Here is a 26,989-nt window from a genome sequence, read left to right as displayed (position 1 = left end):
CAACGATGTGGAGACCAGTTGATGCCGATTCCAATATGCTTAAAGCCAGTGAAATGGTTTCCTGTTTTTCTGGCGCTGCTTACGTTTTCCGTAGCGTTTTCCGCAGAAGCTCATCCGCACATTTCTCTGCCGCGAACCGGCTTAATGCCCGAAGATATCGCCGTCATCGTCAATGACGATGATCCTCTGTCCCGGCAAATAGGAGATTATTACCAGCGTGCGCGGCAAATACCGAAAGCCAATGTCATCCATTTAAATTTCCCGCCCGAACGCAATTCCATGACTGCCACAGAATTCATGGAACTTAAAACTAAAATCGATCAACTCACGCCAGCGCATGTGCAAGCATTTGCTGTTGCCTGGTCAGCTCCGTACCGGGTGGATTGCATGTCACTGACTTCCGCTTTGGCGTTTGGTTTCGATAAAAAATACTGCTCCGATAAATGTGAACCGACGGCACCAAGCTCCTATTTCAATGCTTTAGGTCCCTACCCGTTTGATGATTATAAGTTACGTCCAGCCATGATGCTGGCCGGCACAACTTTTGCACAAGTTAAAGATTTAATCGACCGCGGTATTGCATCGGATCATACTTTTCCGAAAGGTCAAGCTTACCTCTTGAGTACCTCGGACAAAGCCCGTAATACGCGGGCAACCACTTTTGCAGAAACCGCGAAAGAATTCACCAGTGTTTTTCCTGTACAAGTGCTGGAAGCTGATTTCATTTCGGAGCGCCAGGATGTGCTTTTTTATTTTACCGGATTAGTGAGTGTATCCAAGCTGGAAACGCTCAAGTTTGTCCCAGGTGCACTGGCAGACCACTTGACATCAGCAGGCGGCATGCTCACCGATTCTATTCAAATGAGCAGTTTACGCTGGCTCGAAGCAGGCGCCACAGCGAGTTATGGTACTGTAGTCGAACCTTGCAGTTTCCCGCAAAAATTCCCTGCTCCAGCAGTGGCCATGTTTCACTACGCAGTGGGAGCCAGTGCGATTGAAGCCTACTGGAAAAGCGTCGTTTGGCCAGGGCAAGGGTTATTTATCGGCGAACCGCTAGCGAAACCATTTGCGCCGTTATTGCGGGAAATAAGCCCGGATCGGTTCGAATTGAAGATTTTTTCACCCCGTACCGGACGATTGAAAATTGAGAAATCACTCTCCGCCGCCGGACCGTTCCAACCGGTCTCACGGCCGCAATCAATTCGTCGCGGAATAAATCGATTCTTCTTTAAGTTTAACGAGAAAACAGATGGTTATTTGAAGTTGCAGTGGAACTAGTCAATGTATCGTGATGCAAAACTGAGCTTTGATAAGAATCACCGCCTACACACATTGAGATTACTCATGACCATAAAACAAACTGCGAAAACTCCCTAAACTTTTTATCAAAATACCCGTCAAATGCATCAGAAATTGTATATACACAAATCATTGTTTATTAATATAAATCATCAACCAGAAAAAATACTTGATTTACCCGGAATGCAGACTATAATGCGTGCAAATTTAAAACCAGCAAATTTACCGATAAGGAGGTCATCATGAGAAGCACCAAGAACTTTTTTGCTCCAGCCGATTTAGTCAACATCCATATTCCTGAAACGTAGCGGTTCTTAAAGGAGCAAACGCATGTCCAAACTCTCATCTACCCTTCAGAAGCACGATCAATCTGAAGTTCTGTTTGATACCCATCCTGAAATCAGCCTGAATTTTGAACACGTTCAGAATGCCTTGAAAGAAGGCTATCGACGACCTTTTTTGCTGGTTGATAGCAATATTATCCGAAATAAAATGCGCCGTTTTAAAGCTGCAATGCCGCGAGTTCATCCGCATTACGCAGTTAAAGCCAATCCCGATGCACGCGTGCTGAAAACTCTGATCGAGGAAGGCGCTGGTTTTGAAATTGCTTCGATTGCCGAACTTGATCTATTACTTGAGCTAGGCGTACCCGCTGCTGAAATTTTCTACAGCAACCCAATGAAATCCCGAGCGTATCTGGAATATGCCACCGCCAAAGGCGTGGAATGGTATGTACTCGACAGCATCGAAGAAATGCGCAAAATCTTCAGTGTGAAACCGGATGCAAAAATGTACCTGCGCATCGATACCCCCAATATCGGCAGCGACTGGCCGTTAGCAGGCAAATTCGGCACCCACCTTGCCGACATCAACGAAATTATTCAAGAAGCTGCAAAACTCAAAGCGGATTTGGCCGGCGTTACCTTTCACGTCGGTTCGCAATGCCGCAATCCCCAGAATTGGCGTGTCGGTATTGAACGTGCAAAAAAAGTCTTCGCTGAAATGCAGCTGGCCGGTTTGAACCCCCGTTTATTGAATGTGGGTGGCGGTTATCCGGTTCGCCATGTCAAACCGATCCCTTCGATTGAAATCATTGCCGAAGTAATCAATGAAGCCATCGCCGATTTGCCGGATAATATCCGCATCATGGCGGAACCCGGCCGTTACTTGGTATCGGATTCAGCTTATTTCGTTTGCCGCGTGGTGGGTACTGCGACACGCAATGGTAAACGATGGATGTACTGGGATGCCGGTATGTTTGGCGGTGTCATCGAAATGACCGAAGGTTTACGATATGAAATTCTCACTGACCGGAAAGGAAGCAACATACCTTGGTCGATTGCCGGTCCAACCTGTGATTCAGTCGATATCCTGACACATGACTTGATGTTGCCCAACGATATGCAAGAAGGTGACTTTATCTATATACCGAATGCCGGCGCCTACACGACTGCATACGCCAGCAATTTCAATGGTTTTCCGTTACCGGATGTAAAAGTAATTTAAAACTTTGTCATTGAGTGTATATTGATCGATCAACATAAATAAAAATGGTGAAGAGCAGCAGCACGCTTCACCATTTTTATCGTAAGCCACATGAAAAACTCATCAAAATTCCATTCAAATCGTGCTGACTTTGCGATCAAGAATGACAAAATGATATTCTAAGTTACTCTCGTTTTCCGCAATGTGCTTGTCGCGCTGCGTTTCTTCCCATTCGTTGCAATCAAATTCCGGAAAAAAAACATCACCGTCAAAATCCTTCTGAATCTCCGTGATGTACATGCGCTGACACATCTTAAGCGCTTGCCGGTATAGTTTTTCACCTCCGATGATGAAATTTTCACTATGACCGGTGCTGGTCTCCTCGCATATCAGCAATGCATCCTCCAGAGAATTGACGACAATTGCTCCAGGCACTTCGTAATCCGTTTGGCGGGTAATAATAACATTAGCTCTTCCGGGCAAGGGTTTACCGATCGATTCGTAAGTTTTCCGCCCCATGACGATAGTTTGCCCCATCGTCAGGAATTTGAAATGCTTCAAATCAGCTGGTAAATGCCACGGCAACCGGTTATTGCGGCCAATCACCCGATTTTTCGCCATGGCCACGAGAATGGATAGATGGAATGATGTCATACGGCTACCGGCGCCTTAATAGCAGGATAAGGATCATAATTTTCCAAAACAAAATCTTCATATTTAAAATCCAATATCTCCCGGATACCGGGATTTAATTTCATTATAGGTAGCGATCTTGGAGTGCGCGATAATTGTTCCCGGGCTTGTTCCAGATGATTCAAATAAAGATGCGCGTCGCCCAAGGTATGCACAAAATCCCCTGTCTGCAGATTGCACGCTTGTGCAATCATCATCGTCAGCAAAGCATACGATGCGATATTGAAAGGTACGCCAAGGAAAATATCCGCGCTGCGCTGATAGAGCTGGCACGACAACCGGTTATCCGCCACGTAAAATTGAAAAAAAGCGTGACATGGCGGCAGCCGCATTTTATGCAAATCTCCTACGTTCCATGAGGAAACAATCATGCGCCGCGAATCGGGTGTGTTTTTTATCTGCTCGATTACTTGCCGCAGCTGATCAATATGCTGACCATCCGCAGTTGCCCAGGAACGCCACTGATGGCCGTATATCGGACCAAGATCGCCTTTTGCGTCCGCCCATTCGTCCCATATCGTGATGCCATGGTGATGCAAATAACTGATATTGGTTTCACCGCGCAAAAACCACAGCAATTCATGAATGATCGACTTCAAATGGCATTTTTTTGTTGTCACCAAAGGAAAACCATCCGCCAGATTGAAGCGCATTTGATAACCAAAAACCGAAAGCGTGCCAGTCCCTGTGCGATCCGATTTACGATGACCGCGATCGATGACATGTTGCATTAATTCGAGATATTGGCGCATCCTAGTTTGGAACTCCTCCTCATTCAGTTCAGAATAAATCCGTTTATTGCAGGGCTATGCCAGCCATAAAGCTGATAAGACGTATATAATAACAATATTACAACAATCATTCTTTATGCAATGACGCACGCTATTGTCATTCAAAAAATACTATTCGACAGGAAAGCTTTCAATGCTGGCATCCCTTTTCCAAAACATATCCGCTCTCGATCAATCCGTTAAAGCATCACACACTCTCGTAGTCCTCCCGAAGTTAGAAAAACTCCCCAAGAAGTATGATATTCCTGGCGAAGAATCATTGAGTAAGTTGCTTTCGCGGCGCGAGATGCAATTGACTGATCTCACTACGACGCCGGTCAGTGCTAATCTCTCGAATGGAGAATTGTGCGCCTGGGTCATGATCGATACAAATCAACCGGTATTCGAGCAGCAAACCACGCTGCGCAAGGCTGTCAAACTGTTGCTGGAAGAGAACCCTGCCGAGTTGCATATCGCAGTGTATGGCACAACACCGCAAAGAAAAAACTTTTCCGCACTGGCTGTTTATGTGAGCTGGGTCAATGGTGCTGTGCTGCCGGTCCGCAAAAATAAACCGAGCAGAAAACCACTAGTAAAAATTTTTTTGTATGGTTACAAAGATGCCGGCAACTTTACTTTACAGCGCGCCCAAGCGGAAGGTAATTTACTCGCACGCGGCTTGACCGCATTGCCGGCCAACGAGCTGACACCGCAAACCTATCGCCAGCAAATCAAAAGATTAGCTGAGAATGAAGGATGGAAATATCAGGAATATGATTTACAAAAGCTGAAGGAAATGGGCGCGGGTGCTTTTGTCGCTGTGGCGCAAGGTAGCGATACTGAAGATGCCGCTATCGTTCATTTACAGTATCGCTGTAAACAAAATTCACACAACAAAACCATCGCAATTGTTGGCAAAGGCATCTGTTTTGATACCGGCGGTCATAATTTAAAACCCGCCCGGCATATGCAGGGAATGCATGAAGATATGAACGGTTCTGCGGTGGCATTGGGCATACTGCTGGCGGCAACGCGCGCTGAAATTCCAATCAAGATAGACTGTTGGCTTGCAATTGCGCAGAATCATATCAGTCCGCGTGCCTATAAGCAAAACGATATTATTACGGCACTCAGCGGATTATCCATTGAGATCGTTCACACCGATGCGGAAGGGCGAATGGTTCTAGCCGATACGCTGGTCTTGGCGAATAAATCGAAACCCGATTTGATTATCGATTTCGCCACCTTGACCGGCAGTATGAAAATCGCACTAGGATCGCGCTATAGCGGCATATTCAGTAACCGTGACGAACTGTCGCAACAAGCGGTTTCTGCAGGAAAGGAAAGCGGTGAGCGTGTTTGTGTTTTTCCGATAGATTCGGATTACGAAGAAAGTCTGGAAAGCTCGGTTGCCGATATCAAACAATGCGAATTAGATGGGGAGTTCGATCATATACTCGCTGCCCGTTTCCTGCAGCACTTTGTTGACGATACGCCATGGCTGCATATGGATTTGTCCGCCAGCAGCCATAAGGGCGGTTTAGGTGCCGTCGATAGCGAAATCACTGGATTCGGAATCGGTTGGGCGATTGAGTTTTTAAAAAATATTTGCCCCCCTCACGCTCAGTAGAAACTGGGGTTTACTGAGACTGCGCCATTAGCTTTTCACAATAACCAGTTTCTGACCAATGGATAGATTCTCATCATTATTATTCCAAAGCTTAAGTTGGTTGATCGTCGTACCGTACCGCTTGGCGATTTCATATAGGGTATCCCCTTTTCTTACTATATGAACATTCGATTGGTAGTTCTGCAGCTGTCTTTTCTTTAACGCAACACTATCCTCCTGATACTCCGACACCATATGTGGAACCAATATCTTTTGCCCGAGGGTTAGATTTTTATTGCGAGCGATACCGTTGATCGTTTGTAATTGCTTTACAGTAGTACGATGGCGTACTGCAATTTCGTTGATATTTTCCCCTTTTTTCACATGATAAATTTGCCATGAAATTCTGGGATCTTGGTACGTTTCTAAATTCTTCAGGAAAATATCTTTATTTTTCTTCGGTAATAACAAGGTACGAGGTTCATCGAGTACTTTTATTACATAACGATTGTAAGCGGGGTTTAATGCGTTGAATTCGGTTTCGGAGATATTGGCAAGGCGGGTAACGAGAGGAATGTCGATGTGTTCATGTATTTTGATAGTATCAAAATACGGTCGATTCGCTATCGGTCGAATCTGAATGCCATATTTCTTAGTATTAATGATGATGTCTTTAATTGCCAATAACTTGTAGACATAGTGCTTGACATCGCTTGGAAGGTTTAAATCGTAAAAATTACCGGATCTGCCTTTATGAATATTCCTGGAAAGCACTTTGCTGACAGCGCCTTCACCTAAATTATAAGCTGCAATTGCCAGCTTCCAATTATCAAACTTCTGATGCAGATACTGCAGGTAATCCAGTGCAGCCTGAGTTGATGCGACAATATCGCGCCGGTCATCATGCCATACATTTTGCGTTAATCCCAAAACTTTGGCTGTTTCCGGTTGAAATTGCCACAATCCCGCTGTTTGACTATTCGATTTAATCGATGGATTGTATGCACTTTCAATGACGGGGATCAGAGCAATTTCCATTGGCATGCCGCGGCGCTCGACTTCCTCAACGATATAAAACAAATACCGTTCGCTGTTTGCAATAATGCGTTCAAACAGCTGAGGATTCTGTGTATAGGATATACCTATTTTGCGAATTATCTTACTATCGGGCGGTAACGCTAAGGCAAAGCCGTTTTGTAAACGGCTCCATAAATTTGCATGGTACTGTATTCTGTCTTGAACTAATTTGTCTGCAAATGCATTTAGCGATATTAATGAACAAGTCCCAAAAAATAGTGATATTAGTAAAATAAAGAGGCCATTTCTTTTTATAATCATTTACATATATTATTTTTTATATCCATATCGACTTACAGGATATATAAATTTTCAACATTTGCAAACTATTTTTTACATGAAAAAATATTCCTAATTATAAAAATATATTTATTATCATTGCGTTGTCTATATATCTTAGAGAAAAATATGAGATATTATCCTCGAATATTCGATTGTGTATTGAATTCCTGAAGCAAAACCATAGGTTTGGGCTGCCATCCTTTTTTTCGGTGATCGACAATCACATTGGTGAAAATGCCGCCACGCACGTAAAAACGAGCAATTATCCGAATATATCGAGGTTTCAAAGCGGCTATGAGATCATCGAGAATTTTGTTGGTTACCGCTTCATGAAATACCCCTTCGTCGCGGTACGACCAGATATAAAGTTTCAAGCTTTTTAGTTCAATACATTTTTTATCCGGTACATAATCCAGAATCAAAGTGGCAAAGTCCGGTTGTCCTGTTTTCGGACATAAACAAGTAAATTCAGGAATTTCCATGTGGATATGATAATCCCGCCCGATAAACGGGTTCGGAAAAGTTTCAAGTGTTTTTTCTGGTGTGCTGGCCATTCTTCCTGCTCATGGTGAAAGTAATTCGGTTACAATGATAAAAAGCGTTATACGCTCGTATTATTATAACTGCCTTATCCAATAAACAAAAAATTGCGCTTAGCTCATATCAAGCTTGCAGGCTTCAAATCATTTGTCGATCCCACTTTAGTTCCCATCTCCCAAGACCTGGTCGGTATCGTCGGTCCCAATGGTTGCGGCAAATCGAATATTATCGACGCGGTACGCTGGGTTCTGGGTGAATCGAAGGCATCCGCACTCCGGGGTGATTCGATGCAGGACGTCATTTTTTCCGGATCGGATAACCGTAAAGCCGTCGGGCGTGCCAGCGTAGAAATCGTTTTTGACAATCATTTAAAAAAAATAACCGGACAATGGTCCAGTTATGCCGAGATCGCCATTAAACGTGTTTTGCAGCGTGATGGCATCTCGAGTTATTACATTAACAATCTGCAAGTGCGGCGGCGCGATATCGCCGATCTTTTCCTGGGTACGGGAGTCGGCGGGCGCGGTTACGCCATTATCGAGCAAGGCATGATTTCCCGGATCATTGAGGCCAAACCGCATGAACTGAGAAATTTCTTGGAAGAAGCGGCGGGAATTTCCCAATATCGCGAAAGAAGACAGGAAACTTCCACACGGCTTGCGGAATCACGGAAAAATCTCACGCGGCTGGAAGATATCCGCCAGGAATTGGAAGCGCAATTGCGGCATTTGGAAGTACAAGCAAAAACCGCTCAGCTGTTTAACGATTTACAAGAAAAATTGCATCACGCGCAATTGCAGTTATGGCTGTTACGCAGAACTGAAGCCGGAAAGCAACGCGATCATGCGCACCAGGAGATCCGGACACTTGAAATCGAACTGGAAACCACACTGTCCACTCAGCGCCATGCGGAAAAAAACTATGAAGAAGCTCGTGCAGAAGAACATGCCGTGAATGACGCATTACTTCAGGTGCAAGGCCGGCTCTATGGCGCCGATGCTGAAATAGGACGCCTGGAGCAAGAAATTAATCACCTGAAAAATACGCAGGAACGCTTGCTGCAGCAAATCCGGCAAATCGAGGATCAGCAACAAAAAAGCACGCAGTCAAAAGATATCAAATTGGAAAACCTGGCGCATTGGCGCCAGGAAAAGACACAAGCCGAATCCGCGCAACAAGAAAGCATTCAGAAAAGCCAGGAAGAAAATAATAAGCTCCCGGCTATTGAAGCCAATTTTGTTGCATGCCAGGAAGAATTAAACCAATCCCGGCATGATCTGCTGCTCATCGAACAAGCCAGCCGGCTTGAAGAGAATCATCTCCAGCACGCCGCAAAAAATATTCAGCAGCTTGAAGCACGCGCCGCACGTCTGCAGCAAGAGCGAAATGAATTTATCGCCATAGATCCGGCCAAAATGGCGGAATTGCAGCGTGAGATGAATCACATTGAAAATACTTTAATAGCAGAGCGGCAAAAGCAGCAGGCACTCGAAAGCCAATCTTTAGTGGCAACTAACGCCAAGCAACAAATTACCGGTGAACTGCAAAAATTCCAGCATACGTTGTCCCAAGCTACGGCCCGTCATACTGCATTGCAAAGCTTGCAGCAAAAATTGGAAACCAATCAAAATTTAACTGCCTGGTTGCGCAAACAACAACTCGATACTCTGCCGCGCTTATGGCAAAAAATTCAAATCCACCCCGAATGGGAAAACGCTCTGGAGGCTATTCTGCGCGAACGACTCAACAGCATTGAATTAGCGCAATTGGATACTATCCGCAATTGGATCGGCGAGGCACCGGCCGGAAAATGGGCGATTTTTGAAGAACCCGTTCCCCTCACTGTTGTTGGCGATCAACCCATCCCCTTCAAGGACCGCCTTGCGTGTGAAAAATTACTGACTCATGTCACAGTCGATCAACCCGGGATTCAGACTGTACTCAACCATTGGCTAAGCAATGTATACATAGTAAAAGATATCGCTGAAGGTCTCGATAAAAAAGCGCTGTTAAGCTCCGCCGATACGCTCGTCACCCGCGAAGGGCATATCATTACGTGGGCGAGCGTCATTTTTTACGCGCCCGATTCGCAATTGCACGGCGTTCTGTCCAGGCAGCAAGAGCTCATTCAACTGCAAAAAGAAGCTGATCAACTTGAATCTTCCCTCTGCGTGCAACGTGATTTACTGGCAAAAACCGAACAGCAGTGCGCCGAATTACGCGATGCCGTCCGGATCAGTGACGACAACAGCAAGCGACTGCAGCAGCAATGGCATACACTACAACTCGAAACTGTGAAGCTGTCGCAGGCCAACGAGCGCGCAACTCACCGCAGCGATCAGATCGATGCCGAGTTGACGGAAATCCGGCAAGCGTTGGATCATGAGAAATCTCTGCAAGCATCTGCAAATGCAAGCTTGACGGAAAATCAGCAGAAAATTGCTGCATTTAGAGAACAAGTGCAACAAGCACAGCTTGCTTGGGAAACCGCCAATCAATCACTGGCAAAGCAGCGGCAAAATATTCAGCAAGCATCAAAAGCAGTGCAGGAAACTGCTTTCCATGTTCAAACTTGTCATAACAAAATCAGTGAAATAGAACTGAATATTCAATCAATAGATGAAGATCTGAAAAGTTTGATGCAGAACCACGCCAATTTGCTCAGTGAAATACACGACTTAAATCCAGCAGCGCTGAATGAACAGTTAGAAACCGCCCGGTTACAGCGCAAATCGATCGAACAAACCGCACGACAAGCACGCCAGACAGTAGCAGACACCGCTCGTAATTTGCGCGAAATTGAAAGCGTGCGGCTGGCATCCGAACAAAAATCGCACTCCTTACGCGAGGGAATCAATCAAGCCCGGCTCAAAGAGCAAGCAGCCAGCTTGACCATTGCTCAATTTGATGAATTGATCAGAGAAGCAAATGCCGATACGGAATCGGCATTGCTTCACCCGGCAAAAAAGAGTGTTAGTGCATGGCAAGCAGAAATTCAAAAACTGAATGCGGAAATCGCAGCATTAGGATCTGTCAATCTTGCCGCATTGCAAGAACTTGAAATTGCCCGCAGCAGAGAATCCGGCTTACTGGTGCAGTTACAGGATTTAAATGCCGCAATCGCGACACTGGAAAACGCCATTCAGCAAATAGACCGGGAAACCGAAATGCGTTTGCAAGAAACATTCACGCAAGTAAATATCTATTTAAACGAGATTTTTCCAGTCATATTCGCTGGGGGAAATGCCAAGCTCGAATTTTGTGATGACAAGATCTCGGATGCCGGCTTATTACTGACCGCGCAACCGCCCGGAAAAAAAAATAGTTCCATTCAATTGCTATCCGGCGGTGAGAAAGCGTTAACGGCTTTGGCATTGATTTTTTCGTTATTCCGGCTGAATCCGGCGCCTTTTTGTTTGCTTGATGAAGTTGATGCGCCACTCGATGACAGCAATACCAACCGTTTCTGCGAATTGGTAAAAAATATGGCGAAACAAACCCAATTTCTATTCATCAGCCATAATAAAATTACCATGGAAATGGCGCAGCGATTAATTGGGGTTACAATGCAGGAACAAGGGGTTTCAAGAATAGTGGCGGTCGATCTTGCGGCTGCGATTAAAATGGGGAAACGTGAAAAACAGCCGGCGATTGGATAACTGTGATTAGCCAAACAAAACTGACATAATTGGTTTTCTGCGGTGTAGGCAATGGCAATTTCGCGAAACAGCGAGGAGATAATATGGAGATATTGAGTATGAGTGACTTGCAGATAAGCTTGATCATCATCGGCATCATCGTTATTGCCGGTGTTGTTGTCTTCAACTGGATGCAACAACTGCGTTACCGGCGAAAAGTACAAGCCGCATTTGATCATAAGCACGATGACATTCTGCTGGATGATCAAATTCCCGAAGAATCTTTTCAGCGCATTGAGCCAAAATTCAATAAAGCACCGGTCGATCCATCGTTTGACGCTTTTGCCCCAGTTGAGGCACCGATCGACGAGCCGAAAAGAACGCCGATCACACCTCCTGCGCAGACTGCGGTCAATATTCCGGTGAGTACTGTTGCAACTTCATCGGCAGCTTCTCCATTATTGGATTACGACAACACTGCCAATTACATTGTCAACGTCCGGTCCGAATCGGTTATTCCCAATACCCATATTGCCAAGTTATTGCAAAGAAAATTCGATTTCGGAAAACCCGTTTATTGGCTTGGTCAACAAAACAAAAATGAACCGTGGGAGGAAATTACCAACGAATCCAACGTGGATAGCGATGGCTACAGTCACTTAAAAGGTTGTTTGCAGCTTGCCGATAGAGCCGGCCCTATCAGCGAAGTCAATTTATCCAAATTCCGCGATCTGGTGCAAGATTTTGCTTCACAAATCCATGCGACAGCGGAATGTCCCGATATCGTCAGTACGCATGAAAAAGCGGTCATGCTCGATAAATTCTGCGCCGAAGTGGATGTCATGATTGGTATCAACATCATCAGCAAAGATAATGGCGCTTTTGTCGGCACCAAAATTCGCGCATTGGCGGAAGCTTCCGGATTTAAACTTGAGCCGGAAGGTTTGTTCAAATATCGCGATGATAGTAATAATATATTGTTCACACTGAGCAATTATGAATCGTCTCCATTCTTACCCGATAACATGAAGTCGTTGACAACACATGGCGTAACTTTCTTACTGGATGTACCAAGAGTTGCACATGGCGAAAGAGTGTTCGATCAAATGACGCACCTGGTAAAGATTTTTTCTAATACGCTTGGCGGGATTATGGTCGACGATAATCGTGTGCCGCTCAGTGATAGCGGAATTCAAAGAAGCAAGCAACAGCTTGTCGAAATACAAGCTGCAATGAAAAAAAACCACATCAGTGCCGGTGGCCCGAGCGCTTTACGTTTGTTTGTGTAAATAAATTTTAATAAAAATTAAAGTTAAATACTGGAGTATCCGTAATCGCTATCAAAGCTACCAACCGTTCCAATAAATAGCATTTACAATAAATAGTTAGCGGATATTGTTAAGCAATAATTGTAAGATGATAGCTATAGTAGTGAGCAATATTTCAGTCAGGAAATAAAATTTACCTTACTCCCAGGAAAAGTTATCAAGAAATCGTTAACTAATTATTTTATAAAGAAATAATAATGAATAATCCCTCGGATACAAAACTGTCTTTTTCACCTATTGAGGTTAAGCTCGAATCGGAAAAAGATTATTATTGGTGTACCTGTGGTCGTAGCAAGTCACAACCGTTTTGTGATGGCTCACATAAGAATACAGAATTTACACCTAAAAAATTTAGTGTTAGTGAGAATAAAACGGCTTGGTTATGTACCTGCAAGAAAACTGGAAATGCACCTTTTTGCGATGGCACTCATCTCAAACTGTAAGTACCCAGCTGCATTCAATTTCATAAAATAACAATAATTATTTCAGTAAAAGATACTGGGGCACAAAAATAAAAGAATTTAATATTTGGCTACCTATTAACCTTTTGATAGACTTCATAAGTCAGTGCTCCCATGGAAACAGAACTGAAATCCTTAGAAGAGAAAGTTTATCTGCTTTTACGCTTATATCAGGATACAAATACCGAAAATAAAAAGTTGCGTAAGGAACTTGCAGATTCGCACGCTCATTGTGAGCAGTTAAATGAAAAAATACATGTGGCTGCGGATCGGCTTGAATCACTCCTGCTAGATATTCCCGATCATGACTAACGATCCACTCAACATCAGCATCATGGGACGAGATTTTTGTATTGCTTGTCCCGATGACGAGCGCGAGGAAATTCTGCTCGCCGCTACTTACCTTGATAAAAAAATTCAGGAAATCAAAGCGGAAGGAAAGATTGTCGATTCTGATCGCATTGCACTAATCGCAGCATTACGGATTACGCATGAATTGCTGATGTTGCGAGATGGAACTGGTTTTGACATCAATGAATTTCGGCGTAGAATTGCTGCACTGAGAAAAAAGATTGATGGAGCAATTGCTCGGAAAGAAAATTAGAGTAATGCTTGAATAAAGTTAATCCCTGCGATGTTTGTTAAGACTTATATTCTTTGAACCAATTGTTAAAAAATGGCTGTAGATTTAAGTGATACTGTTGTGCGCGCCTTTTTAGGATGTGCCTGATGTATCCATGAAACAGCCGCCTTGGACCTTATGGTTCAAGATGATGGTCTGACGGCATATGTGGGGAGCTCTTACGGGACAGGAATTGTTATTCTACATTTCTTGTCCCTTTTCGTTTTTGCATATCCTGTCTCTACTTGCATAATCCTTTCATACAGCAAAGAAACCGAATTTCACCATTGTCCACAAAAACATTTTTATTTGATATCGGTCGCGTTTTATTGGATTTTGATTTCGAATCATCGCTGATGCGATTAATTCCCAAAGGAATCGACAAGCCGGATGAGCGAATTAAACAAGTGCTGCAATGTAAAGATGCGTTGGAATACGGACAAACCAATCCAGCCAGCTTTGCCGATTGGGCATTGAGAATCTTGGAAAGCGAGGCTACACGGGAACAGTTCTATCAAACTTGGCAGCAAATTTTTACTGTCAATGAACCAATGTGGCAGTGTGTGCGTGAATTCGCCGACAATAATCACGCTTTAATTCTGATCTCGAATATTAATGCGATTCATTGTCCGTGGATATTTACAAAATATCCTGAGTTTTCTTATTTTGAACGCAAAATATTGTCATTTGAAGTTGGTATCCTGAAACCGGATCCTGCCATCTATCAATACGCGATTAACAAATATCGGCTTGATCCATTGGCAACGATTTATATCGATGATCAACCGCAAAATATTATTTCCGGTCAGAAATCAGGATTTCTTTGCTGGCAGTACGATTTGAATCATCATCAAGCTTTCGAGAATTGGCTTGCAACAATTCATACCACTGATTAGCAAAAATATAAATGCATCTAAACCTATTTCTTAGCTCGCGCTATTACACTGCGGATGACTCGCCCATACCTCTGGCAAGTAACGCATTTACGATGGCGATGGCGATGGCGATTGCTTTTAACCGCACCAAAAGCGGTAAATTCTGCATCGCAGGTAGGTAATGATATTCAATCCAAGGCATTGCCGCTAAATTTTGAATACTCATCACAAACAACCCGAGAGACCTTTTTGCACGGCCCCCCAGAACTATTCGGGATTGCTGCTGTGCAAAAGATGCTGCAGACAGGGATTTGGAACGGCGGATTAAGCGATGAGTCAGTGGAAGGCATGACGAACTCAAATCTGCATGTGATGCGATTTTTGGGATTGTCGATGGAAGACGATGTACCGGACCACTCCGTACTATCGCGTTTTAGAACGCGGTTAACGGCGGCGGGTGCGTGGGATAGACTATTAAACCAAATCAATCGGCAGATACAAGTGCACGACATCACGGTCAGAAAAGGCTGTTATGTCGATGCGAGTATCACCCAAAGTCCACGCAAACCTAAACGTACCTTCGGCAGCCAGATGCGGTGGTTCAATGCCAAAACGCTGCGTTACCGCGGCCTGGCCTTGGCGCATGCTTGGCTATGGTGTATAACCTGAAAAGGCTACCCAAACTCTTTGCCGATCCTGGAATGACCCGTTTAGAGTGATTATTCCCAGCTCGTTCGTAGAAAAGGGCTAAAAATTTCCTATCGCTTACATGCGAACCCACAATTACATTGAAATAAGTTACGTGACTTGCAAAGATCTCCCTAAATTAATTACCGCCAATTGGAGGGATTGGTTGATGCAGTTTGACTCAAGAAAATAAGTTTCTGGAAAATCCAAGGGCGATTCATGGAACGAATTTCATAGTGATAGGTTTTAATGCTTAATAACAGATTCTATTGAATTTTCTTCAGTAGTCGATTGTAAAACTGGCTGTGCAATTGGTGCAGAAAATAACTCTGGTTTATGTTCCAATGCGAGATCAAGCACTTGATCTATCCATTTGACGGGATAAATTGTCAATTGATTTTTTACATTAGCCGGTATCTCAACCAAATCCTTCACATTCTTTTCTGGAATAATGACCGCTCTAATACCGCCACGATGCGCTGCTAATAGCTTCTCTTTTAGACCGCCAATCGGAAGCACCTCTCCTCTCAGTGTAATTTCTCCCGTCATGGCGACATCCGCTTTTACAGCAATATTCGTGAGAACCGATACCATCGCAACACAGATACCAATCCCTGCACTCGGTCCATCCTTAGGTGTCGCACCTTCCGGAAGATGAACATGAATATCGTTCTTCTGGTAAAAATCTTCAGATATCCCCAAGAGATGAGAGCGACTTCGAACCACGGAGAGAGCTGCTTGGATAGACTCTTGCATCACTTCACCGAGTTGCCCGGTCGTGATAGTTTTTCCTTTCCCGGGAAGAACCACAGCTTCAATAGTCAATAACTCGCCGCCAACTTCCGTCCATGCTAAGCCGGTAACTTGCCCAATTTGATTTTTCTCTTCCGCAACGCCATAAGTAAAGCGTTTAACGCCCAAGAATTTATCAAGATTGCGAGAAGTAACAGTGATTTTGTCTTTGCCTTTTTTAAGCAGCATCGCTTTTACTGCTTTGCGGCAAATTTTTGAAATTTCCCGTTCCATTGCACGCACACCGGCTTCTCTTGTGTAATAGCGTGCGATATCACGTAACGCGGATTCTGAAACAGTTAATTCGCTTTCTTTAAGGCCATGATTTTGCATTTGCTTGGTGAGCAAATACCGTGTGGCTATATTCAATTTCTCGTCTTCCGTATACCCTGAAAGCTGAATGACTTCCATGCGATCAAGCAGCGCCGGCGGAATATTGAGCGTATTAGCCGTGGCAACAAACATCACGTCCGACAGATCGTATTCAACCTCAATATAATGATCGACAAAGGTACTGTTTTGTTCTGGATCAAGAACCTCCAGCAGCGCTGAAGAGGGATCTCCGCGAAAATCCATACCCATCTTATCGACTTCATCAAGCAAGAATAATGGATTTTTGACACCCACTTTGCTCATATTGTGTAAAATTTTCCCAGGCATGGATCCTATATAGGTTCGGCGATGACCGCGAATCTCAGCTTCATCACGCACACCACCAAGTGACATGCGTACAAATTTCCGGTTGGTTGCATGAGCTATCGATTGTCCTAAAGAAGTTTTACCAACACCGGGCGGTCCGACTAAACAAAGAATCGGCGCTTTCAATTTGTTTACACGTTGCTGAACTGCAAGATATTCAACAATTCGTTCCTTTACTTTTTCCAGACCATAATGATCTTTCTCAAGCCTTGCTTCCGCTGCTTTTAAATCGTGATTAATTTTGCTTTTCTTTTTCCAAGGTAAGGTCACGAGCGCATCAATATAATTGCGCACTACTGTAGCTTCGGCAGACATTGGCGACATCAAGCGCAGTTTCTTTAGCTCCGATTCGGCCTTGACAAGCACTTCTTTCGGCATTTGAGCAGATTTGATTTTTTTCTCAATTTCATCGATATCCGCGCCATCCTCACCTTCGCCTAATTCTTTCTGGATAGCTTTCACTTGCTCATTGAGGTAGTAATCACGCTGACTCTTTTCCATCTGGCGCTTCACTCTACCGCGAATACGTTTTTCTACTTGTAAGATATCTAATTCGGTTTCCAATAACCCAAGCAAGTGTTCCAGTCGTTTAGAAACATCAAATATTTCCAATACTTCTTGTTTTTGCTCTAATTTCAGTGGCAAATAAGCCGCAATGGTATCAGCCAATCGACCGGCATCATCTATGCCGCCAAGCGAAGTAATGATTTCCGGGGGAATTTTTTTATTAAGTTTTACGTATTGATCAAACTGATTCAGAATAGCGCGACGCATCGCTTCTACTTCAGGATTTTCCGTAGCATCGGATCGAACTTGTATCGCCCTTCCGGAATAATGAGTATCAGAGTCAATTAACTCCTGGATTCGTGCGCGGTGATTACCTTCCACTAGAACTTTGACAGTTCCATCGGGTAATTTCAGCATTTGCAGTAAGCTGGCAATACTGCATACGTCATAAAGATCCTCAGGTGCAGGATCATCCTTTGACGCCACTTTCTGTGCAACCAGTAGAATATTTTTATTCGACTCCATTGCCAGTTCAAGTGCTTTAATGGATTTCTGCCTGCCGACGAATAACGGAATAACCATATGCGGAAAAACAACAACATCCCGCAAAGGTAAAAGCGGCAACACCAACTGTTCAGAATCTTCAACCAAAGAAGTCATATTAACTCATTAAAAATTTACAATTGTTCGATGAAATATATGCACAAATCAAAAATTCAAGATGACGATGAGAATAAACCATACACTACCATGTCTCGCCGTCTGTGAATCATTCAAATAAAGATATTAAATGCGCATACTTTCTTTATTGACAATAAGACCGACTAAATTTTTTCAATTACTTTGAGCGCTTGGCAACTTTAGGTTGATCTGAATAAATCAAAATTGGCTTGATATCATCATTCGCTGCATTAAAGTCAATAACTACTTTTGTAACATTCTCTAATGAAGGAAGATCGTACATGATATCCAGCAATATCTCTTCCAGAATCGAACGTAATCCACGTGCACCTGTTTTACGAGTCAAAGCCCTCTTTGCTATTGCTTTCAATGCCGCCTCACGAAACTCCAGATCAACCCCTCCCTCCATATTGAACATTTTCCAATATTGTTTAACAAGTGCGTTCTTGGGCTCCGTTAAAATCTGAATTAATGCCGCTTCATTCAGTTCTTCCAATGTGGCTACTACCGGCAATCGTCCAACAAACTCTGGGATCAAACCAAATTTCACTAAGTCTTCCGGTTCTACTTGCTGCAGCACTTTATTCACATCCTTCCGGGTATGACTTTTTACATCAACACCAAAACCGATACCGCCTTTCTCAGTACGCGCCCTAATCACTTTATCGAGACCATCAAACGCGCCACCGCAAATAAACAATATGTTGGTTGTATCGACTTGAATGAATTCTTGATTAGGATGTTTTCGTCCACCTTGAGGCGGAACCATAGCAATAGTGCCTTCAATTAATTTCAATAATGCTTGTTGCACCCCTTCGCCTGAAACATCGCGTGTAATAGATGGGTTATCGGATTTACGTGAAATTTTATCGATTTCATCAATGTATACGATACCACGCTGTGCTTTTTCAGCATCATAATTACATTTTTGCAGTAGTTTCTGAATGATGTTTTCAACATCCTCACCAACATAGCCTGCTTCGGTTAAAGCCGTCGCATCCGCCATAATAAAAGGAACATCGAGTAACCGCGCCAAGGTTTGCGCCAATAATGTTTTACCTGAGCCTGTCGGCCCCACAAGCAGAATATTGCTCTTTGATAATTCAATATCATCCGTTTCGTCTGATTTCGCCACATTTCTCAGTCGCTTGTAGTGATTATAAACGGCTACAGAAAGAATTTTTTTTGCAGATTCTTGCCCAATTACATATTGATCAAGTATCTGGCAGATTTCGCGAGGCACAGGTAAATTCGATTTAACCAACTTGGTAGCCTCGTCGCCTTGCATTTCTTCGCGTATGATGTCATTACACAAATCGATACATTCATCGCAAATAAAAACCGAAGGGCCCGCAATCAGTTTCCTCACTTCATGCTGACTCTTGCCGCAAAAAGAACAATACAGAAGTTTCTCGCTACTAGCTTTGTCTGGCATATCTTTATCTCACCGTAATCGAGTTTGGTTACTCGTGTTTAAATAAATTTCGCACACGCATTTCCCTTAATTTGCGCTTTCTTCCCTTTGTGCCAATACTGCATCAACTAAACCATAATTTACAGATTCTGTTGCACTCATAAAATTATCACGATCGGTATCTTTTTCTACTTCTGACACCGGATGTCCGGTGTGTTTCGCCATAATCTCATTTAATCGCGCTTTAAGATACAATATTTCACGTGCATGTATCTCGATATCCGAAGCCTGACCCTGAAAACCTCCGAGCGGTTGATGGATCATGACGCGTGAATTCGGTAAACAATAACGTTTGCCTTTCGCGCCCGCGGTTAAAAGTAGCGCTCCCATACTTGCTGCTTGGCCAATACACAGCGTACTTACATCCGGCTTTATGTACTGCATTGTGTCATAAATAGCCAAACCGGCGGATACTATTCCCCCCGGTGAATTAATATAAAAATGAATATCTTTTTCTGAATTTTCAGACTCAAGAAATAAAAATTGCGCAACTACCAGATTTGCACTGGCTTCAGTAACGGGGCCAATCAGGAACACGACCCTTTCTTTTAATAAGCGTGAATAAATATCATAGGCACGTTCACCGCGCCCGCTCGTTTCGATTACCATAGGAATTAATCCCAGGTTTCTAGGTTCCAGATCACGCATATTCTCAGGCAGTTGAATCATTTCAGGATATCCCCATCAGCTCGTCGAAAGTCACAGTTTTATCAATCAATTTTATTTTTCCGAGCGCCCAATTAACTACATTTTCTTCCAGTGCCAACGACTCCGCTTCCTGCAGACGCTCTGGAGAAGCGTAGTGCCATTTAACAACTTGTTCTGGATTCTCATAGCTCTGCGCCGCATCTTCTATAACACTGCGAACCTGCTCTGGTGTAGCTTTGAGGGCATGCACTTTCACCAATTCAGCCAATATCAAACCTAATTTAACGCGATATTCAGCTTTTTCTTTAAAGAGATCTGATGTCAGGGATACCTCATTAGTTTTCATTCCGCGTGCTTCAAGATCGCTTTTTGCGTTTTGCAGCAGCCTTTCTTTTTCTTGGCTAACCAATATAGTAGGCACTTCAATTTGTGCTGCATTCAACAGCAATTGCATGATTTGTTCTTTAAGTTTTGCTCTGACTCGCTTAGAAACTTCACGTTCAAGATCTTTTTGTATTCCTTCGCGTAATTTTTTAAGATCTCCATCCGGAATGCCTAGCGATTTAGCAAACTCAGCGTCTATATTCGGCGATACCGGCTCTTTCAGCTCATTCAGTTTAACTTCAAATGTAACGGTCTTTCCGGCAATATCTTTACCATGATAATCTTCTGGAAAAACAACATCAAATGACTTGTCGCTACCAATTTGCATACCGATCAGTGAAGCCTCAAAATCTTTGAGAAATTTTCCATCACCCAATATCAAGTGCACGTCTTTAGCTTTTCCACCCGAAAAATCATTACCATCGACTGTACCGCGATAATCTATTTTAACGTGATCGCCTTTTTGAGCTGCTCGATCAACCGGTTTATATGCCGTACGCTGTTTGCATATCATATCCAGTGTCTTATCAATATCCGTTTCACTAATCTGCGCATTTGGCTGCTCGATACTCTGATTGCTCAAATCACTTAGCACGATTTCAGGATAAACTTCAAATGTTGCGCTTACGGTATAAAGAGAACCGTTATTATCGGATACTTTTGCTTCAAATCGCGGATAACCAGCCACTTGCAAATTCTGTTGCTGTACAGTGTCTTTGAACTCCTTATGCACTGCATCGTTCAATACATCTTGTTGAATCTGCACACCATACATTTGGGTTATTATTTTTAATGGAACTTTTCCAGGGCGGAAACCATGCAGTTTGACCGTCTTCGCCAGTCGATTTAAACGTTTATTAATCTCATCCTGCAATTTCTCCAAAGAGATTGTCATATCAAAACGACGTTCCAGTGCACCGAGGTTCTCTACATTTGATCCCATTCAAGTTCCTGATTGATTAAATTATTTTTCAATATATTACGATATTATCCGATCATTTTTATACATTACCGGACAAAAGACTTTCGATAAATACAGTTTGGTGCGAAAGGGGGGACTCGAACCCCCACACCTTTCGGCGTCAGAACCTAAATCTGGTGCGTCTACCAATTCCGCCACTTTCGCAATTCAGCTCATCCGAGCAATTATACCTTTTAATTCCGCCAGCTGCAGCCGGATCATTCACTCGGATTCATGAGCAAAATAAGGTTTGCCCTCGCACATTTTTGCTATCAGGCCCCATCAAATAAAGATAAGTAGCCATTAAATCCTCGGGACGCTGCATTCTTTGCTTAATTTCACCAGGATGTGTGATAGTGCGTTGTGGCGAATTGACTATTCCCGGCACAATAGAATTCATGCGCAAATTTGGTAATATTTCCCACTCATCCGCTTGTATTTTCATCAGCGCTTGAATCCCTGCATTGGCTACGGCAAAACCACCCCAATATGCGGCGGGATTCAGGCCGTGTAAACTCGAAGTCATAATCACACTTGCATCCGAGGAAGCTTTCAATAATGGCAGACACGCTTTGGTTATCGCAAAAGGTGCAATTAAATTTACCTGCAACAACGACCGGAACTGCGCAACCGATTGATGTTCCAGCGGACTTAAGCCAGGCAGCAAAGCCGCATTATGCAAAATTCCGTCGAGCCGCCCCAATTGTTCCGCAATCGCTTGTGCCAGAATTGCGAAATCTTTGTCCTCGGCTTTTTCAAAATCGAGTGGATAAATAAGCGCTTGTGCTTTTCCTAGCGCTTCAATCTCATCGTAAACGGCTTCCAGCTTCTTAACCTTGCGTCCGTGCAAAATCACTGTAGCACCATGATTTGCATAGGCTAAGGCTGCTGCACGTCCCAACCCCTGCCCTGCACCCGTCACCAGAATAACGCGATTAAGTAACAAATCTTTGGACGGTGAGTAGTTTTCAATTTTATTCATAGCATAGAATTTATCACGACAATCTATCTTCAGATGAAAATATAACGCCGGATAAGTATCTCTATTCCTCCAATCGGAATTTCATCAGCATAAAAAAACAGACCCCAAAAATGTTGGAGTCTGTTTAGTATCAAAACACTGAGTGTGTTGCGATGGCTGGCTTTACATATCCATTCCGCCCATGCCACCCATACCGCCCATGCCACCCATACCACCGCCGGCTGGCGCTTCCTCCTTAGGCAATTCGGCCACCATAGCATCCGTGGTGAGCATTAAACCTGCCACAGACGCAGCGTTTTGCAATGCTGAGCGAGTTACCTTGGTTGGATCCAGAACACCCATCGCAACCAAATCACCATACTCACCGGTTGCCGCATTATAGCCAAAGTTACCTTTACCTTCGGTGACTTTATTGACAACTACCGATGGCTCATCGCCGCAATTCGTGACGATCTGGCGTAAAGGTTCTTCCAATGCCCGCAGCACAATCTTGATACCGGCATCCTGGTCATGGTTGTCACCTTTGGTGTTTTTCACCACCGGCGAGGTTCTCAATAATGCGACGCCGCCACCAGGAATTACCCCTTCTTCTACAGCTGCACGCGTTGCATGCAAGGCATCTTCCACGCGCGCTTTTTTCTCTTTCATTTCAACTTCGGTCGCCGCGCCAACTTTGATCAAGGCTACACCACCCGCCAATTTGGCCACACGCTCTTGCAGTTTTTCCTTGTCATAATCGCTGGTTGCTTCTTCGATTTGCGTGCGAATTTGTTTGACACGCGCTTCAATAGCCTTGGCATCGCCGGCGCCGTCAATGATGGTGGTGTTTTCTTTACCCACTTCAATGCGTTTTGCTTGCCCCAAATCGTTCAGTGTCGCTTTCTCGAGAGTCAGGCCGACTTCTTCCGCAATCACGGTACCACCGGTCAAAATGGCAATATCTTCCAACATGGCTTTACGGCGATCACCAAAACCGGGAGCCTTAACCGCGCAGGTTTTAAGAATACCGCGAATATTGTTCACCACCAGCGTAGCCAATGCTTCACCATCGACATCTTCCGCAATGATTAACAGAGGCTTTCCGGCTTTCGCAACTTGTTCCAATACCGGCAATAAATCCCTGATATTGGAAATTTTTTTGTCATGCAGCAGAACAAATGGACTATCGAGCAGCGCAATTTGTTTTTCCGCACTGCTGACAAAATAAGGTGACAGGTAACCGCGATCAAACTGCATACCTTCGACGACTTCCAATTCATTTTGCAGTCCTGAACCGTCTTCTACCGTGATCACACCTTCTTTACCCACTTTATCCATCGCATCCGCAATGATTTTGCCGATCTCGGTGTCGGAGTTTGCAGAAATGCTGCCCACCTGAGCAATTTCTTTTGCTGTTGCACAAGGTTTTGATAGTTTTTTCAATTCTCCAACTGCAGTGCTCACGGCTTTATCGATACCGCGCTTGAGGTCCATTGGGTTCATGCCCGCAGCAACATATTTCATCCCTTCCTTGACAATCGATTGCGCCAATACAGTCGCGGTAGTGGTACCGTCACCGGCGACATCGGATGTTTTGCTGGCCACTTCTTTCAGCATCTGGGCGCCCATATTCTCGAATTTGTCTTTCAGCTCGATCTCTTTAGCAACTGAAACACCGTCCTTGGTAATGGTTGGGGCACCATAAGAGCGATCCAAGACGACATTGCGGCCTTTGGGGCCCAAGGTCACTTTCACCGCATCAGCTAAAATATTGACACCGGCCACCATTCTATGACGTGCTGAATCACCAAACTTCACTTCTTTTGCTGACATAACTTTTCTCCTAATTTCTTAACAACACATTATCTTCAGTGAGCAATCTACTGGCGCGCTTAGTTAGCCTTCAATCACACCCATAATATCTTCTTCCCGCATAACCAAAAGTTCTTCGCCTTGAACCTTAACAGACTGTCCGGCATATTTTCCAAACAATACTCTATCGCCGACTTTGACTTCCAATGGACGCACTTTTCCATCGTCGCCAACCTTTCCTTTACCGACGGCCAATACTTCACCTTGATCAGGCTTTTCTGCGGCACTGTCTGGAATTACAATACCTGAAGCGGTTTTACGCTCATCTTCCAATCGCTTGACAATCACACGATCATGCAAAGGACGAATTTTCATGCTGTTTTCTCCCGTAAGAATTAAAAATCAAGATTTATGAAATACCTTGCATTTCACTTATATATTTCTAAAGAAGTCAGGGGTCTAATATAAAAAATTATTAGCACTCAATAACCACGAGTGCTAATAATAGGGATTGTGATGAAAAATTTCAAGATCAGTATATGGAAATATTTTATAACTTATTGTTGTAAGGAAGAAAATAAACCCGGAATGTAAGAAAGAAAATAAATCCGGAATAAAAAAGAAACAACAGCGGAATTAAATCAATACCAATGATATTATTAGTTAGTGTTTCATCGCTCCCAAATCATCAGGATTAAAAATATCTAAATTTTCACAGATATCTTTTTTTAATTCTCTACTTTTTGCATAAAAAAGATTCAGATTTTCGTCTGAACGTGGATACAGATAATTAGTCGCCCCTGCAAAATTCACACAGTCATGCCGACAAACGAACGTTTTGTGTAAAAGGTGTTGATCAGTTGCAGCAGCGCAAGTCGCAATAAAGAATTCTTGATGCCCAAACGGTGTATAGCTCTCATCAGCCAGCGCAGATTGTAGCCAGCCGCACATAACACAGCGTGCAGTGCATCACCCAACTGACCTGGTAACCAGCAGCGATTCATTCGGTGATCCGACTTCAGATGCCCGATTGCAGGTTCCACGGCCTGCCGGCGCTTGAGCCAGCGCCGCTGCGGTTTCGTCAGCGACTTGTACTTGCCGCGATGGATGATTTCCACTGCCGGATTGTCAGCATCCACTCCCCGGAACCCGAGATCGGCAATAACCTGCTTCGGTATTGATCCGGTATCTTCGAGTAGCCTGTGCGTTTGTTCGAGCTGTTGGTGGAGAATATGACCATCGTAGGGATTGCCAGGAAAGGTTCTGGCACCGACTATCAGGCCGCTTTTGTGCGTAACAGCAATGCCGGCTTTAACTCCGAACTCGTAAGGTTTGCGTGCTTTGCCCTTGCCGATGCATTCGGCTTCCGGTGCGTGCAATGCATAGAGTTTGTTGTTGTCCTTGGGTTGCTGCTTATGAATCCGTCCTGCCCGTTCCAATAGCGTGGTCAATTGCTGCAGCGATGCGGCACAGACCGTCGTCACGGTTGCCAGTTTGCGCTGGATCTCCCGCAGCACGATACCAAGGATCGTGCGTTGGCGTTTAACGGTTTTGTGCAGACGCCGCAATTGCCTGGCGTGGGCATAGCCGCCTGCCCTTCGGCGCAGCGCCTTGCCTTCTTTGGCGTAGGTTTGCTTCAAGGTGATGCCAGCCCGTCTGGCTGCTTGCACAATCTTGCCGCGAGCAATTTCCAGTAACCGGCTATCTACCGGATGCGCAATTGCCTTTTCCTGAATTGTCGTGTCAACAATCACTCGTTTGAATTCAGCCGGTTTGACCGCCTTGGTGTGCACCGCAGTGTCAATCGTTGCCTTCAGCAGCTTCTCAACACCAGCTTCACCAATGGCGGTGCGGAAACGGCCAATCTGGGTGGCATCACACGGCAACTTCGATGTGTAATATTCCTCGCCGCTGAAATACTGCCACACCACATTCTCCGACCAGCGAACCACCAGCTCTTCGTCACTGAGGTTGAACGCATGCTTCAGATACAGCAACGATGCCATCAACCGGATCGGCAAGCGGGGCGACCCGCAGTGCTCACGCCCCCACTGGCAATCGCCAATGTTGTGCCAAAAAGATCGTTGATCTCCAACACTTCACCCTGACGGTTTTTACGCTCAAAAGCAGGGACAAGTGCTGCTTCAATATCAGCCCACGGCAGTCGATTCGACAGCACTGCCAGGGGATGACGCAGATCAATTATCTGATCGAGACGCGCTCGGAAAAAATCATCGGTCGGCATTTCAGTTCCTCTTGATTCTCTCAGTGTTTTGATGCGAATAGTATAAATTCTCAGGGATCAATGCCGTCTAAAATTTGATGATTCCTGCAGTTCATGCAGGCTCTAAGTGTTTTGCAGGGATGACTATGTATCGAGATCACTGACGCATTTACGTACGCCTTTATTGCTTTCGTGCTTCAAATCGTTTGCTCATCTGTATCAAAGAAATTTGAAGGTTAGATAAAGAATTTAAATAGATGATAATCAAGTCTCATTGACACAAGGAGAAGTAAATATGGAATTTTTAATAGCTTTTTTTGGAGCTATATTTGCTCTTTTTGGTTTTGTTGTAGGTCAATATATACTTAAACTAGTAATCTAACCAATTCAAGGCTTTAGAAAAACTATTGGAGAAATATCACATGTATTAATAACTTATAATGTCGTTATTTCAAATAACGATGAATTTGATAAAGAAAG

The 26,989-nt window shown here is 44.0% G+C and carries 22 protein-coding genes, 1 tRNA gene, 1 other RNA gene and 1 pseudogene; 11 read left to right on the top strand and 14 right to left on the bottom strand.

Translation table 11 applies throughout. The annotated features are described in order from the left end of the window. Positions 1-21 precede the first annotated feature (21 nt). Together HRU78_06280 and HRU78_06275 are read left to right on the top strand one after the other, a co-directional pair. Positions 22-1,278 carry a TIGR03790 family protein gene (locus HRU78_06280; GenBank protein ID QOJ23307.1) on the top strand — a complete coding sequence of 419 codons (1,257 nt, stop codon included), beginning with the start codon at positions 22-24 and terminating at the stop codon, positions 1,276-1,278. Positions 1,279-1,629: 351 nt separating this feature from the next. Beyond that, the gene (locus tag HRU78_06275; GenBank protein ID QOJ23306.1) at positions 1,630-2,805 is read left to right on the top strand and encodes a type III PLP-dependent enzyme; all 1,176 of its coding nucleotides are present in this window, start codon (positions 1,630-1,632) and stop codon (positions 2,803-2,805) included. 114 nt (positions 2,806-2,919) lie between these two features. Here HRU78_06275 and HRU78_06270 read toward each other — a convergent pair whose 3' ends face one another. Further along, complete coding sequence (locus HRU78_06270) at positions 2,920-3,438, bottom strand: dihydrofolate reductase (GenBank protein ID QOJ23305.1); 519 nt, start codon at positions 3,436-3,438, stop codon at positions 2,920-2,922. Next, positions 3,435-4,229, bottom strand: coding sequence for a thymidylate synthase (locus HRU78_06265; GenBank protein ID QOJ23304.1), 795 nt, complete (start codon positions 4,227-4,229; stop codon positions 3,435-3,437). The genes HRU78_06270 and HRU78_06265 overlap by 4 nt, the downstream gene beginning before the upstream one ends. Positions 4,230-4,401: 172 nt before the next feature. Here HRU78_06265 and HRU78_06260 point away from each other — a divergent pair, with 172 nt between their 5' ends. Continuing rightward, entirely contained in the window at positions 4,402-5,877 is a 1,476-nt protein-coding gene (locus HRU78_06260) for a leucyl aminopeptidase family protein (GenBank protein ID QOJ23303.1), read from the top strand. A 27-nt stretch (positions 5,878-5,904) separates the two neighbouring features. Here the strand turns inward: HRU78_06260 and HRU78_06255 are convergent, their stop codons facing one another. Together HRU78_06255 and queF are read right to left on the bottom strand one after the other, a co-directional pair. After that, a complete protein-coding gene (locus HRU78_06255) occupies positions 5,905-7,194 on the bottom strand; it encodes a transglycosylase SLT domain-containing protein (GenBank protein QOJ23302.1) in 1,290 nt (429 codons plus the stop codon). 155 nt (positions 7,195-7,349) lie between these two features. Next, on the bottom strand, positions 7,350-7,769 hold the full coding sequence (queF, locus tag HRU78_06250; protein ID QOJ23301.1) for an NADPH-dependent 7-cyano-7-deazaguanine reductase QueF: 420 nt from the start codon (positions 7,767-7,769) through the stop codon (positions 7,350-7,352). Positions 7,770-7,862: 93 nt separating this feature from the next. On the opposite strand from queF, the gene smc reads away from it, so the two are divergent. The 7 genes from smc (at position 7,863) to HRU78_06215 (ending at position 14,700) form a co-directional block, all read left to right on the top strand. Next, positions 7,863-11,414, top strand: coding sequence for a chromosome segregation protein SMC (gene smc / locus HRU78_06245; GenBank protein QOJ23300.1), 3,552 nt, complete (start codon positions 7,863-7,865; stop codon positions 11,412-11,414). A gap of 83 nt (positions 11,415-11,497) precedes the next feature. Further along, positions 11,498-12,682, top strand: a complete 1,185-nt coding sequence (locus tag HRU78_06240) for a cell division protein ZipA C-terminal FtsZ-binding domain-containing protein (protein ID QOJ23299.1) — start codon at positions 11,498-11,500, stop codon at positions 12,680-12,682. A 236-nt stretch (positions 12,683-12,918) separates the two neighbouring features. Further along, positions 12,919-13,164, top strand: coding sequence for a CDGSH iron-sulfur domain-containing protein (locus HRU78_06235; GenBank protein ID QOJ23298.1), 246 nt, complete (start codon positions 12,919-12,921; stop codon positions 13,162-13,164). A gap of 132 nt (positions 13,165-13,296) precedes the next feature. Beyond that, positions 13,297-13,494 carry a hypothetical protein gene (locus tag HRU78_06230; protein QOJ23297.1) on the top strand — a complete coding sequence of 66 codons (198 nt, stop codon included), beginning with the start codon at positions 13,297-13,299 and terminating at the stop codon, positions 13,492-13,494. After that, on the top strand, positions 13,487-13,786 hold the full coding sequence (locus HRU78_06225; GenBank protein QOJ23296.1) for a cell division protein ZapA: 300 nt from the start codon (positions 13,487-13,489) through the stop codon (positions 13,784-13,786). The genes HRU78_06230 and HRU78_06225 overlap by 8 nt, the downstream gene beginning before the upstream one ends. 19 nt (positions 13,787-13,805) lie before the next feature. Next, positions 13,806-13,983, top strand: a non-coding RNA gene (ssrS, locus tag HRU78_06220) — 6S RNA. 177 nt (positions 13,984-14,160) lie between these two features. Next, on the top strand, positions 14,161-14,700 hold the full coding sequence (locus HRU78_06215; GenBank protein ID QOJ23295.1) for an HAD-IA family hydrolase: 540 nt from the start codon (positions 14,161-14,163) through the stop codon (positions 14,698-14,700). Between the two features lie 43 nt (positions 14,701-14,743). On the opposite strand, the gene HRU78_06210 is transcribed toward HRU78_06215, so the two are convergent. Beyond that, positions 14,744-14,905, bottom strand: coding sequence for a hypothetical protein (locus tag HRU78_06210; protein ID QOJ23294.1), 162 nt, complete (start codon positions 14,903-14,905; stop codon positions 14,744-14,746). Positions 14,906-14,964: 59 nt separating this feature from the next. Here HRU78_06210 and HRU78_06205 point away from each other — a divergent pair, with 59 nt between their 5' ends. Beyond that, the gene (locus tag HRU78_06205) at positions 14,965-15,348 is read left to right on the top strand and encodes a transposase (GenBank protein ID QOJ23293.1); all 384 of its coding nucleotides are present in this window, start codon (positions 14,965-14,967) and stop codon (positions 15,346-15,348) included. 264 nt (positions 15,349-15,612) lie between these two features. Here the strand turns inward: HRU78_06205 and lon are convergent, their stop codons facing one another. The 9 genes and pseudogenes from lon to HRU78_06160 all read right to left on the bottom strand — a co-directional run bounded on the left by lon (position 15,613) and on the right by HRU78_06160 (position 26,530). Next, positions 15,613-18,024 carry an endopeptidase La gene (lon, locus tag HRU78_06200; GenBank protein ID QOJ23292.1) on the bottom strand — a complete coding sequence of 804 codons (2,412 nt, stop codon included), beginning with the start codon at positions 18,022-18,024 and terminating at the stop codon, positions 15,613-15,615. A 178-nt stretch (positions 18,025-18,202) separates the two neighbouring features. Further along, positions 18,203-19,480: an ATP-dependent Clp protease ATP-binding subunit ClpX gene (clpX, locus tag HRU78_06195; protein ID QOJ23291.1), complete on the bottom strand. Its 1,278-nt coding sequence runs from the start codon at positions 19,478-19,480 to the stop codon at positions 18,203-18,205. Positions 19,481-19,546: 66 nt separating this feature from the next. Continuing rightward, on the bottom strand, positions 19,547-20,188 hold the full coding sequence (gene clpP / locus HRU78_06190; protein QOJ23290.1) for an ATP-dependent Clp endopeptidase proteolytic subunit ClpP: 642 nt from the start codon (positions 20,186-20,188) through the stop codon (positions 19,547-19,549). Between the two features lies 1 nt (position 20,189). After that, positions 20,190-21,494 carry a trigger factor gene (locus HRU78_06185; GenBank protein ID QOJ23289.1) on the bottom strand — a complete coding sequence of 435 codons (1,305 nt, stop codon included), beginning with the start codon at positions 21,492-21,494 and terminating at the stop codon, positions 20,190-20,192. A gap of 98 nt (positions 21,495-21,592) precedes the next feature. Beyond that, a tRNA-Leu gene (locus tag HRU78_06180) sits at positions 21,593-21,677 on the bottom strand. A gap of 67 nt (positions 21,678-21,744) precedes the next feature. Next, positions 21,745-22,494: a YciK family oxidoreductase gene (locus tag HRU78_06175; protein QOJ23288.1), complete on the bottom strand. Its 750-nt coding sequence runs from the start codon at positions 22,492-22,494 to the stop codon at positions 21,745-21,747. 162 nt (positions 22,495-22,656) lie between these two features. Further along, entirely contained in the window at positions 22,657-24,306 is a 1,650-nt protein-coding gene (groL, locus tag HRU78_06170; protein ID QOJ23287.1) for a chaperonin GroEL, read from the bottom strand. A gap of 63 nt (positions 24,307-24,369) precedes the next feature. Next, a complete protein-coding gene (gene groES, locus HRU78_06165; GenBank protein QOJ23286.1) occupies positions 24,370-24,660 on the bottom strand; it encodes a co-chaperone GroES in 291 nt (96 codons plus the stop codon). A 434-nt stretch (positions 24,661-25,094) separates the two neighbouring features. After that, positions 25,095-26,530 (bottom strand): annotated as a pseudogene (locus HRU78_06160) (IS5 family transposase). Between the last annotated feature and the right edge of the window lie 459 nt (positions 26,531-26,989).

This window comes from Gammaproteobacteria bacterium, from assembly GCA_015709635.1.
Taxonomy (GTDB): domain Bacteria; phylum Pseudomonadota; class Gammaproteobacteria; order Burkholderiales; family Nitrosomonadaceae; genus Nitrosomonas.
This window is presented reverse-complemented; position numbering and strand designations above follow the sequence as displayed.

Excerpts from the sequence above, each read along its gene's own strand:
- clpP (QOJ23290.1), bottom strand. The coding sequence starts at position 20,188 with ATGATTCAACTGCCTGAGAATATGCGTGATCTGGAACCTAGAAACCTG.
- clpX (QOJ23291.1), bottom strand. The coding sequence starts at position 19,480 with ATGCCAGACAAAGCTAGTAGCGAGAAACTTCTGTATTGTTCTTTTTGC.
- lon (QOJ23292.1), bottom strand. The coding sequence starts at position 18,024 with ATGACTTCTTTGGTTGAAGATTCTGAACAGTTGGTGTTGCCGCTTTTA.
- groL (QOJ23287.1), bottom strand. The coding sequence starts at position 24,306 with ATGTCAGCAAAAGAAGTGAAGTTTGGTGATTCAGCACGTCATAGAATG.
- HRU78_06175 (QOJ23288.1), bottom strand. The coding sequence starts at position 22,494 with ATGAATAAAATTGAAAACTACTCACCGTCCAAAGATTTGTTACTTAAT.
- HRU78_06225 (QOJ23296.1), top strand. The coding sequence starts at position 13,487 with ATGACTAACGATCCACTCAACATCAGCATCATGGGACGAGATTTTTGT.
- HRU78_06255 (QOJ23302.1), bottom strand. The coding sequence starts at position 7,194 with ATGATTATAAAAAGAAATGGCCTCTTTATTTTACTAATATCACTATTT.
- HRU78_06280 (QOJ23307.1), top strand. The coding sequence starts at position 22 with ATGCCGATTCCAATATGCTTAAAGCCAGTGAAATGGTTTCCTGTTTTT.
- HRU78_06235 (QOJ23298.1), top strand. The coding sequence starts at position 12,919 with ATGAATAATCCCTCGGATACAAAACTGTCTTTTTCACCTATTGAGGTT.
- HRU78_06185 (QOJ23289.1), bottom strand. The coding sequence starts at position 21,494 with ATGGGATCAAATGTAGAGAACCTCGGTGCACTGGAACGTCGTTTTGAT.
- HRU78_06265 (QOJ23304.1), bottom strand. The coding sequence starts at position 4,229 with ATGCGCCAATATCTCGAATTAATGCAACATGTCATCGATCGCGGTCAT.
- queF (QOJ23301.1), bottom strand. The coding sequence starts at position 7,769 with ATGGCCAGCACACCAGAAAAAACACTTGAAACTTTTCCGAACCCGTTT.
- HRU78_06215 (QOJ23295.1), top strand. The coding sequence starts at position 14,161 with ATGCGATTAATTCCCAAAGGAATCGACAAGCCGGATGAGCGAATTAAA.
- HRU78_06230 (QOJ23297.1), top strand. The coding sequence starts at position 13,297 with ATGGAAACAGAACTGAAATCCTTAGAAGAGAAAGTTTATCTGCTTTTA.
- HRU78_06275 (QOJ23306.1), top strand. The coding sequence starts at position 1,630 with ATGTCCAAACTCTCATCTACCCTTCAGAAGCACGATCAATCTGAAGTT.
- HRU78_06260 (QOJ23303.1), top strand. The coding sequence starts at position 4,402 with ATGCTGGCATCCCTTTTCCAAAACATATCCGCTCTCGATCAATCCGTT.
- HRU78_06270 (QOJ23305.1), bottom strand. The coding sequence starts at position 3,438 with ATGACATCATTCCATCTATCCATTCTCGTGGCCATGGCGAAAAATCGG.
- HRU78_06240 (QOJ23299.1), top strand. The coding sequence starts at position 11,498 with ATGGAGATATTGAGTATGAGTGACTTGCAGATAAGCTTGATCATCATC.
- HRU78_06210 (QOJ23294.1), bottom strand. The coding sequence starts at position 14,905 with ATGAGTATTCAAAATTTAGCGGCAATGCCTTGGATTGAATATCATTAC.
- groES (QOJ23286.1), bottom strand. The coding sequence starts at position 24,660 with ATGAAAATTCGTCCTTTGCATGATCGTGTGATTGTCAAGCGATTGGAA.